This window comes from Flavobacterium sp. NPDC079362 (assembly GCF_050267765.1).
In the GTDB taxonomy this organism is placed as follows: domain Bacteria; phylum Bacteroidota; class Bacteroidia; order Flavobacteriales; family Flavobacteriaceae; genus Flavobacterium; species Flavobacterium azizsancarii.
On the sequence record NZ_JBNNFM010000024.1, the window covers coordinates 78053 to 87478 of the forward strand.

At 34.0% G+C, this 9426-nt stretch carries 8 protein-coding genes; 6 read left to right on the forward strand and 2 right to left on the reverse strand.

Going from position 1 to position 9426, the window contains the following annotated elements; all coding sequences use genetic code 11:
- The first annotated feature begins 7 nt into the window (after positions 1-7).
- The gene (locus ACQKCJ_RS18210; protein WP_427402611.1) at positions 8-739 is read left to right on the forward strand and encodes a hypothetical protein; all 732 of its coding nucleotides are present in this window, start codon (positions 8-10) and stop codon (positions 737-739) included.
- Between the two features lie 83 nt (positions 740-822).
- Here ACQKCJ_RS18210 and ACQKCJ_RS18215 read toward each other — a convergent pair whose 3' ends face one another.
- Entirely contained in the window at positions 823-2238 is a 1416-nt protein-coding gene (locus ACQKCJ_RS18215; protein ID WP_271338643.1) for an alkaline phosphatase, read from the reverse strand.
- Positions 2239-2594: 356 nt separating this feature from the next.
- Positions 2595-3224, reverse strand: a complete 630-nt coding sequence (gene rsmG / locus ACQKCJ_RS18220) for a 16S rRNA (guanine(527)-N(7))-methyltransferase RsmG (RefSeq protein ID WP_271338644.1) — start codon at positions 3222-3224, stop codon at positions 2595-2597.
- A gap of 107 nt (positions 3225-3331) precedes the next feature.
- On the opposite strand from rsmG, the gene ACQKCJ_RS18225 reads away from it, so the two are divergent.
- From ACQKCJ_RS18225 to ACQKCJ_RS18245, 5 genes are all read left to right on the forward strand, one after another.
- Positions 3332-4426: a fatty acid desaturase family protein gene (locus ACQKCJ_RS18225; RefSeq protein ID WP_271338645.1), complete on the forward strand. Its 1095-nt coding sequence runs from the start codon at positions 3332-3334 to the stop codon at positions 4424-4426.
- Between the two features lie 72 nt (positions 4427-4498).
- Positions 4499-5689 (forward strand): pyridoxal phosphate-dependent aminotransferase, encoded by a 1191-nt coding sequence (locus tag ACQKCJ_RS18230; RefSeq protein ID WP_271338646.1) that lies wholly within the window; start codon positions 4499-4501, stop codon positions 5687-5689.
- A gap of 319 nt (positions 5690-6008) precedes the next feature.
- Positions 6009-6467: a ferritin-like domain-containing protein gene (locus ACQKCJ_RS18235; RefSeq protein WP_271338647.1), complete on the forward strand. Its 459-nt coding sequence runs from the start codon at positions 6009-6011 to the stop codon at positions 6465-6467.
- Positions 6468-6587: 120 nt separating this feature from the next.
- Positions 6588-7133: a dihydrofolate reductase family protein gene (locus ACQKCJ_RS18240; RefSeq protein ID WP_271338648.1), complete on the forward strand. Its 546-nt coding sequence runs from the start codon at positions 6588-6590 to the stop codon at positions 7131-7133.
- Between the two features lie 161 nt (positions 7134-7294).
- On the forward strand, positions 7295-9169 hold the full coding sequence (locus tag ACQKCJ_RS18245) for a peptidase U32 family protein (RefSeq protein WP_427402612.1): 1875 nt from the start codon (positions 7295-7297) through the stop codon (positions 9167-9169).
- Positions 9170-9426 lie beyond the last annotated feature (257 nt).

Here is a 9426-nt window from a genome sequence, read left to right on the forward strand (position 1 = left end):
AAAGAACATGAAAAATTTACAAAACACACCTCCAATAATCGTACAATCAAAAAGTATTGGACATCCGATTAATTATAAGTGGAATAAAAAAAAGATTGATCAATTTTTAGATCCATCTGAAGAAAATGAAGATCTTGAGAATGCGTTACTTCAAATTAATCACAAAGCGTCAGTAGGTCTTACAGCTGCCTTGCTTGAATGGGTTTATTGGCGTTACACAGGAAATACAAAAATGAATAGTGATATACAAAAACGTATCGAAGCACTTTGGTTTTCAGTAGATAATAGAGAAAACACAAAACCGTTGCTTTTTGATGCCGGTTTCGATATATCTGCGTCAGGACATGTAAGCGGACCTTTATGGATAGCGCTTATGAATGTAAGAATGATTGATGTTATGTATAGAAAAGGATCTTATTTACTACAAGGCGAATTAATTGGCTTGGTGTTATTAGCACGTAATATCACTCCTAAAAAAAGTACTTTTGACAAGTGGTTCAGTAGAAAAATAACAGCGCTACAACAAGAATATCCATCTCAGTATACGAAAGATAATATTGATGTAACTGATGAAGCAATATATGATTCATCAAACGAACCTGTAATATGTCGCGATTTTTTCTTTAAGCCTGAATTCGAATATACTAAAGAAGCATCAGAAAATGCTCTTGAAGATTTTGTTGAAAATATAGATTATAAGACTAATCCTTTTTTAGGCTTATCCAGAAAGGCGTCATAACCAAATAACTTTAAAAAAAAAAATAACCCCACAAACTTCAACTATTTTTGAAGTTTGTGGGGTTTATTATTTCATCTCATAAATTAAAATTTATTCTCTACTTCTGCCGCCTGCAGCATTAGATAATGCAAGTCAGTGTTTTTTACGAAAGGTTTTAATAATTCACTTCCGGGACCAAACATTGCCAGTTCAACATAATCTGCAGAATGGTCCATACTAATCCAGCCAACAGAATTTATTTTTCCCTGCATTTCAGCAAAAGCTTTGTATGGTAATTTTTTATAATTGTACAATCCATCTTCTTTGTGCAAACCATCATAATAACTCAGTACCATTTTTGCATCTTCATCTGAAACCGAATGTCCATTTGCCTTTTCAATAATTTCTTTTACTTGCGAAACTGAAGATTCAGGTTTTATCTGATTCAGAATCCATTCATTAGTCTGCGTATATTTTTGGATACTGTCAAAATTATCATTTGCATTTTTGCCATAAATAATTCCCGGATTGGCATTTCCATGATCTGTGGTTATAATTACTAATGTTTCTTTGTCTTTTTCGGCAAAATCAATTGCAATTTTTACCGCTTCATCAAATTCAATCTGATCATTAATCAAGCCTGCAATATCATTTCCGTGTGCAGCCCAATCAACTTTTCCACTTTCAATTTGCAAAACAAAACCATTTTTATGATTTTTCATTCTGTCAATAGCCTTCTGGGCCATTTCTGCCAGACTTGGAATAGTTTTTTTCAGGTTTTCATCATTATTTCTATCTACATAATAAGGAACACCATCTTCTGCAAACACACCTAAAATAGGTTGAGAATTTGAAGCTGCATCCATATCAGAACGCGTTTTTACGACCTGATATCCTTTTGCTTTAAAAGCGGCAAACATATCCTTTTTATCTTTTCTTACTTCCGGATTAAAATAATTTGAACCTCCTCCCATCATAACATCAAAACCAAGATCCAAATATTGTTCAGCAATATCATCCTGAGCATTTCTGCTTTTACTGCTTACACAAAAACCAGCAGGAGTTGCATGCGTAATTGGAACGGTCGTTACACAACCTGCCATTTTACCGGCCTTCTTGAATTTTTGCCAAATAGGCAAATGTGGCTCTCCTTGCGGACTCACATTCAGCACGCCATTATTGACACGAAAACCTCCGCCCCATGAAGAACTCGCAGCCGAAGAATCTGTAACAATAGAATTCGCAGAAGCGGTATCCATTAAGGCTCTCGAAACCCTGTTGTCTTTATATAACTGTATCCAATTTGAGCCTTTTCCTGTTTTTCTGTTCAGGAACAAATCAGCCATATTTAGCGTTCCGGTACTCATTCCGTCACTAACTAACAGAATAATATTTTTGGCCTTTTTATTTTTATTTACTGATTCTAAATCTAAAATATTTGCAGAACTCTGAAACGGATTCATAACTGCAGCTCCAATTGTAAATAAAGAGCCATTTTTAAAGAACTTCCTTCTATCCATTATTACTTTTAATTAGTATTTTCAAAGATAAAGAAATACATCTAACCACAAAATTATCATTGTGTTATGATAATTGATTCGCCTTAGATAGAATACAAGCGGTAGAATTAAGAAGAAAAAAACTGATTGTCACTAATATGAATACTTAAAAAATATCTTATTTTATCATTTTTAAGGCTTATCGTAATACTTATAGAAAATAAGTCACCCTAAATTTATACTGTTCTAAAATTGAAAACAATAACAATTAAAACCAACATTAAATAACAGTACTAAAAAATGAAGAAAAAAAGTAAAAACCCGACAATAATTCACAAAAGTAATTACTATCGGGTCGTTTAGTAGTATGAGATTTATTAAACTGTAAACTTCAAAGGCAAATGCACTACTTTTTTAGTTTCGAAAAATTCGTCATCAAAAATGGTAGACAAATCATATAAAGTTGCTTTTGGAAAATCCTTTAGTTCCTCGGTCAAATCACCACCTTTTAGGTATAGAATTCCGTTTTTTAATGTGTGTTTATGCTGTTTTTTGATTTTACTTTTAATCCAGGATACAAAATCCGGCATGTTTGTAACGGCGCGACTCACGATAAAATCAAAATCGCCTTTTACATTTTCGGCACGCAATTGTTCCGCTTTTACGTTCTTTAATTCTAATGCATCAACGACACCCTGAACCACTTTTATTTTTTTTGCAATAACGTCAATCAGATAAAAACGTGTTTCAGGAAAAAGAATTGCTAACGGAATCCCGGGAAATCCTCCTCCGGTTCCAACATCAAGAACAGTTGTTCCGGGTTCGAACTTCATGATTTTTGCAATTCCTAACGAATGTAAAACATGTTTTGTATATAATGCATCAATGTCTTTACGGGAAATAACATTGATTTTTTCATTCCAATCGTGGTATAAAAAGTCTAATTTTTGAAATTGTTCGATTTGAATGTCAGTCAAATCAGGAAAATATTTCAATATCTCATCCATTGCTTTAATTTTTTAACAAAAGTACTACTTTACGATTGAAATATTTAACTCAATTTTGCAAATTGAAAATTTATAATAATTACCTTTGAAAACTATCTAAATTAATTATGAATAACACCGCGCCTACATTTGCTAAGCAAGATAATCTGAAGTTCTTCAGAACTCTTAACTCTCGAGTAAACAATTACTTCAAAGAGAATAACATTCAGAAAACCGGAAACTGGAAGCTGCACTTAAAAGCCGTTATTCTTTTTGCCGTTTTCCTAACGCCTTACTTTTTAATACTAACTCTTGAGATGCCATTTTGGGCACAATTGCTACTCAACATACTTATGGGAGTTGGAATGGCCGGAATTGGAATGAACGTGATGCACGACGGAAATCACGGATCTTATTCTTCTAAATCATGGATTAATAAAATTATGGGCGGAAGCATTTATGTTTTAGCCGGAAACGTACACAACTGGCAAGTACAACACAATGTACTCCACCATACTTATACTAATATTCACGGTCATGATGAAGATCTTGATGCCGGAAGAATCATTCGCTTTACGCAAAATGCTGAATGGCATCGTTTTCATAAATTTCAACATTATTATTCTTTCTTTTTATACGGACTATTGACTTTTAATTGGGCTTTAACAACCGATTTCAAGCAAATGAAAAACTACCTGAAAAGAAAATTATCTTACGGAGCACCTCAAAGTCCAACTAAACTTTGGACTGTTTTAGTCATCACAAAAATAATCTACGTTTTAATCTGGATGGCTTTGCCAATGATTTTAGGCGTAGAATGGTGGAGAGTTGTTATTGGATTTTTCGTAATGCACTACACAGCGGGATTAATCCTGAGCGTTGTTTTTCAATTGGCACACGTAGTAGAAGAAACTTCAAACCCGGTTCCTAACGAAGATGGAGAAATGGAAAACACCTGGGCGATTCACCAATTATACACGACAGCGAATTTTGCTCCAAAAAACAAAGTTGTAAACTGGTTTACAGGAGGATTAAATCACCAGATCGAACACCATATTTTTCCAAATATCAGTCATATCCATTACGGAAAAATTGCTGAGATTGTAAAACAAACTGCAATCGAATGCAACTTGCCTTATCATGAATTCCGGACTATGAGAGGTGCCGTTATCGCACATTATAAGCACTTGAAAGATCTGGGAATGAAACCGGAACTTGCATAAAATTAAAAAAATCTATTAATAATTAACCTTCCTTAATTGAAGTTGAAATTAGGGACATTCAAATTTTTTATAATGAATCACATTCTTTCAGACAGAATTAACAACTTAGCAACATCACAAACCTTGGCAATGGCTGCTTTAGCACGTGAATTGAAAGCACAAGGAAAAGACATCATCAGTTTAAGTTTAGGTGAGCCTGACTTTAATACACCCGATTTTATAAAAGAAGCTGTAAAAAAAGCAGTCGATGAAAATTACAGCACCTATTCTCCGGTTGAAGGTTATTTAGAATTGAGAGAAGCAATTTGCAAAAAATTCAAAAGAGATAATAATTTAGAATACAAACCTTCTCAAATTGTAGTTTCTACAGGAGCAAAACAATCTTTATACAACATTGCACAAGTAATGTTAAACGATGGTGATGAGGTTATTTTGCCTGCACCATACTGGGTTTCTTATTTCGAAATCGTTAAACTTTCAGGAGGAATTCCTGTTGAAGTTCCAACATCTGTAGATACTGATTTTAAAATTACTCCTGCACAATTAGAAGCTGCCATCACACCAAAAACAAAAATGATGTGGTTCAGTTCTCCTTGCAACCCATCTGGATCAGTTTATAGCAGAGAAGAGTTAACAGCTCTTGCAAAAGTTTTAGAAAAACACCCAAATATATACGTAGTTGCTGATGAAATCTACGAGCACATCAATTTCTCAGGAACTTTTTGCAGCATTGGTTCAATCCCGGGAATGTTAGAAAAAACAATTACTGTAAACGGAGTTGCAAAAGCATTTGCTATGACAGGATACAGAATTGGATATATTGGAGCACCGGAATTTATCGCAAAAGCGTGTACAAAAATTCAGGGACAAGTAACTTCAGGAGCAAATTCAGTAGCGCAACGTGCTACAATTACTGCTGTAGAAGCTGATCCAAGCGTATTGAACCACATGGTTCAGGCTTTCCACTCTCGTAGAGATTTAGTAGTTGGATTGCTAAAAGAAATTCCAGGTGTAAAAATCAACGTTCCCGAAGGAGCATTTTATGTTTTCCCCGACGTTTCTTCTTTCTTCGGAAAAACATTAAAAGGAACCGAAATTAAAGATGCAAACGACTTGTCAATGTATCTTTTAGGCGAAGCAAACGTTGCAACCGTAACCGGAGATGCTTTTGGAAACCCAAATTGTATTCGTTTCTCTTACGCAACAAGTGACGATATCCTAAAAGAAGCTTTACGCAGAATCAAAGAAGCTTTGGCTGTATAAAAAACATAAATAATTTTACTAAAACGGCTTAAGATTTAAAGTTTCATCACTTTATATTTTGAGCTGTTTTTTTATGCGATTATTTTGGGATTTCCGCCGCCGCGGATCGATAACAAGAAATTTTCATTTTCAAAATCATCCAAAAAGTGAGAAAATTAAACAATCCAATAATTTGTGGAAATTCGTGAAATTCGTAGCTAAAAAAAACATTTTCAAAATTCCCATTCTACAATATTGTAAAACACAAGTATAATCCTGTAAGGTACAACCATCTATTAGTCCCCATCTTTGTATTATAAATTAATTAAAAAATTAGATCATGATACATACAGATGAAACCACAGAAAAAGCAGTTAGTACATTAAACGGATTAATTTCGATTCTGGAAGACGGAAAATTAGGATATACAAATGCCGCTGAACACGTAAGCAGCCCGGCGATCAAAACAGACTTTTTAGATTATGCCCGTGAGCGTGCTCTTTTTATTGTAGAAATACAAGACCAAATCAATCAACTGGGAAAATCAACAGATACAGCAGGCGGAGGTCCATTGGGAGCAATACACCGTGCCTGGATCGATATCAAATCCTCTTTTACAAGTGGCGATACAGAAGCTATCATCAATGCCTGTATTTCCGGAGAAGAAGCCGCAATCGAAAAATACAAAATGGCTCTTGAAGACAACCATCTTGATGGAAGTCAAATTGCTATTGTTTCAAAACAATTAAACAGTATCGAGAATACTTTGGCAAAAATTAAAGCGAAAAAATTGTCATAGTACTTATAAGGTATTTTGAGAATAAAAAAACTACTTGGTTAATAAACTAAGTAGTTTTTTCCTTTTATTAGATATGAAATATTATATTTTTATACCTAATAAAAACAAAAACAATATTAAATGAAAAAAGTAATTTTAGATTTAGCTGTAACACTAGATGGTTTTATTGAAGGCCCTAACGGAGAAACTGATTGGTGCATAATGGACGACGATATGGATTTTGATGGATTTTTATCAAGCGTAGACACTATCTTTTATGGCAGAGTAAGTTATGATATGTGGGGGAATTATCAACCGGATGAAAATGCAAATCAAGATGAAAAATCACTTTGGAAAACAGTACATGCTAAAGAGAAATTTGTTTTTTCGAATCAAAACAGAAAAGATGATAATGCCACTTTTATAAATTCTGAAATCTCAAATAAAGTTAATGAGATCAAACAACAATCAGGAAAAGATATATGGTTGTATGGCGGAGCGAGCCTTATTAAGACATTTATTCAATTGAAGCTTATTGATACCTACAGAATATCAGTTCATCCTATTGCGTTAGGAAATGGCAAACCATTGTTTGAGGACTTACAAGAACGAATAGAATTAAAACTACTTAAAACCAATGTTTTCAAATCAGGAGTTGTGCAACTTATCTACGAACCAAATAAGTAAATTCAAAATTTAAATATCATCATTCTATATTAACTAACTATTTAAAAAAAAGTCACTTTAGCATTAGTAAACTCGAATTATTTATAAGAACTTTGCAAACTTTTTTGGGCGAAAACTCAAAAGTATAAAGTTTTAGAAATAAATAATTTATCATCAACTGGATGAAGAAAAAGATAGAAATATTAGCTCCAGCAAAAGATTTAATTGGAGGAATGGCTGCCATAAATAGTGGTGCCGATGCTGTTTATATTGGTGCACCGCAATTTGGTGCGCGTTCTAATGCTAACAATTCAATCGAAGATGTAGCCGCATTAGTAAAATATGCACATTTATTTAATGCGCAGGTTTTTGTGGTTATGAATACCATTTTGTACGACAACGAACTTGAAACCTGTCGCCAGATGATCTATGAATTATACGATATTGGTGTTGATGCCCTTATCATTCAGGATATGGCAATCATGGAAATGGAGCTTCCTCCTATCGTACTTCACGCCAGCACACAAGCCAATAATCGTGATGCTGATAAAATTAAATTCCTTAAAGATGCCGGAATCAAACGTGTAGTTTTAGCGCGTGAATTGAACCTGCATCAAATTAAAACGATTTACGACGAAGCTGATGTTGAACTAGAATTTTTCGTAACCGGAGCTTTATGCGTATCTTTTAGTGGAAACTGTTATATGAGTGTTGCTAACGGAGAACGAAGCGCGAATCGTGGTTCTTGTGCTCAAAACTGTCGTTTACCATATAACCTAATCGACGGAAACGGAGAAACTTTAATCAAAAACAGTCACTTGCTTTCGATTAAGGATTTAGATATTTCAGACCAAATCCCAAATCTTATTGAAGCCGGAATTGTCTCTTTTAAAATCGAAGGACGACTTAAAGATGTTGTTTATGTAAAAAATAACGTTTCTTATTTACGTCAAAAATTAGATAGCTTCTTAGAAGCAGAAGGAAGCGAAAAATACACCAAAGCTTCTTCCGGAAAATGTACTTATACTTTTGATTCTTCTCTAAACAGAACTTTCAACCGCGGTTATACTGATTATTTTGTAAACGACAGACACAATAGTATTGGTTCCTGGGAAAGCCCAAAATCAAAGGGACAATATATTGGTAAATTGATCCGAACTATTGGAAACGCTTACGAAATCGAAAATGGCGAATTACTAAACAATGGCGACGGACTTTGTTTCATTAACGAAAATAACGAAGCAGACGGAATCTACGTAAACAAAGCCGAAAACGGTAAAATATATCCAAACGTTTTAAAAAAAGTAAAAGACGGAACTTTTATCTACCGTAATAACGATGCCGCTTTTATTAAAATTGTAGAAAGAGAAGATAGTGCTGTTCGAAAATTAAGTACTACATTATTACTTACCGAAAACGAAAAAGGTTTCGAACTTATCGCAACCGACGAAGATGGAAATGTAAGTACTGTTACTTTAGAACATTCAAAAGAACAGACTAAAACCGGTGAATCGATAGAAGAAAACATCAAAACACAATTGGCAAAAACAGGTTTTACACCTTATACTGCTGATGAAATCAATGTAATATTTACTCAAAACTGGTTCCTCCCTATTTCAAAAATCAACGAAATGCGAAGAACAGTTTACGATCAATTGACAGAAATACGTTTGGCAAATTACAAACGCGAAGAACACCAATTGGTAAAAACTTCTCATCCTTATCCAGAAACAAAACTAGATTTTATGTACAACGTTTCGAACAAAACGGCCCGTGAATTCTACGAACGTCATGGTGTAACCGAAATCGAAAAAGCTTTTGAACTGCAATGGGACCCAGGAAAATCACGCGTGATGACAACCAAATATTGCATCAAATACGAATTAAAAAAATGCCCAATACACCAAAAAGATATAATGGGTGTTAAAGTAAAAGAACCATTGGTCTTAAAACAAGGCGAGCTTGAATACAAACTAAAATTCAACTGCAAGCCCTGCGAAATGGAAATTTGGGAAAAAGATGCCGAATTTGAAATTGAAGAGGATCAATTTCACTAAAAACACAAGAGGCTGTCCGAAAAGTAATTTCGGGCAGTTTTTTTTTGTTTTACACATTGATTTTTCTTATATTTAAGTACTAAAATCAATGATTATGCAGCCAGTTTTTAAGCCTCATTCGGTTCACCAGCAAGATCTTTTTCCATTGAATTTAAATGATCTGATCCCAGAGAATCATTCTGCCCGATTAATAGACAGTGTTGTTGAACAGTTGGAAATTTCCGAGATTATATCACAGTTTAAAGGCGGTGGAAGAT

Excerpts from the sequence above, each read along its gene's own strand:
- ACQKCJ_RS18210 (WP_427402611.1), top strand. The coding sequence starts at position 8 with ATGAAAAATTTACAAAACACACCTCCAATAATCGTACAATCAAAAAGT.
- ACQKCJ_RS18215 (WP_271338643.1), bottom strand. The coding sequence starts at position 2,238 with ATGGATAGAAGGAAGTTCTTTAAAAATGGCTCTTTATTTACAATTGGA.
- rsmG (WP_271338644.1), bottom strand. The coding sequence starts at position 3,224 with ATGGATGAGATATTGAAATATTTTCCTGATTTGACTGACATTCAAATC.
- ACQKCJ_RS18225 (WP_271338645.1), top strand. The coding sequence starts at position 3,332 with ATGAATAACACCGCGCCTACATTTGCTAAGCAAGATAATCTGAAGTTC.
- ACQKCJ_RS18230 (WP_271338646.1), top strand. The coding sequence starts at position 4,499 with ATGAATCACATTCTTTCAGACAGAATTAACAACTTAGCAACATCACAA.
- ACQKCJ_RS18235 (WP_271338647.1), top strand. The coding sequence starts at position 6,009 with ATGATACATACAGATGAAACCACAGAAAAAGCAGTTAGTACATTAAAC.
- ACQKCJ_RS18240 (WP_271338648.1), top strand. The coding sequence starts at position 6,588 with ATGAAAAAAGTAATTTTAGATTTAGCTGTAACACTAGATGGTTTTATT.
- ACQKCJ_RS18245 (WP_427402612.1), top strand. The coding sequence starts at position 7,295 with ATGAAGAAAAAGATAGAAATATTAGCTCCAGCAAAAGATTTAATTGGA.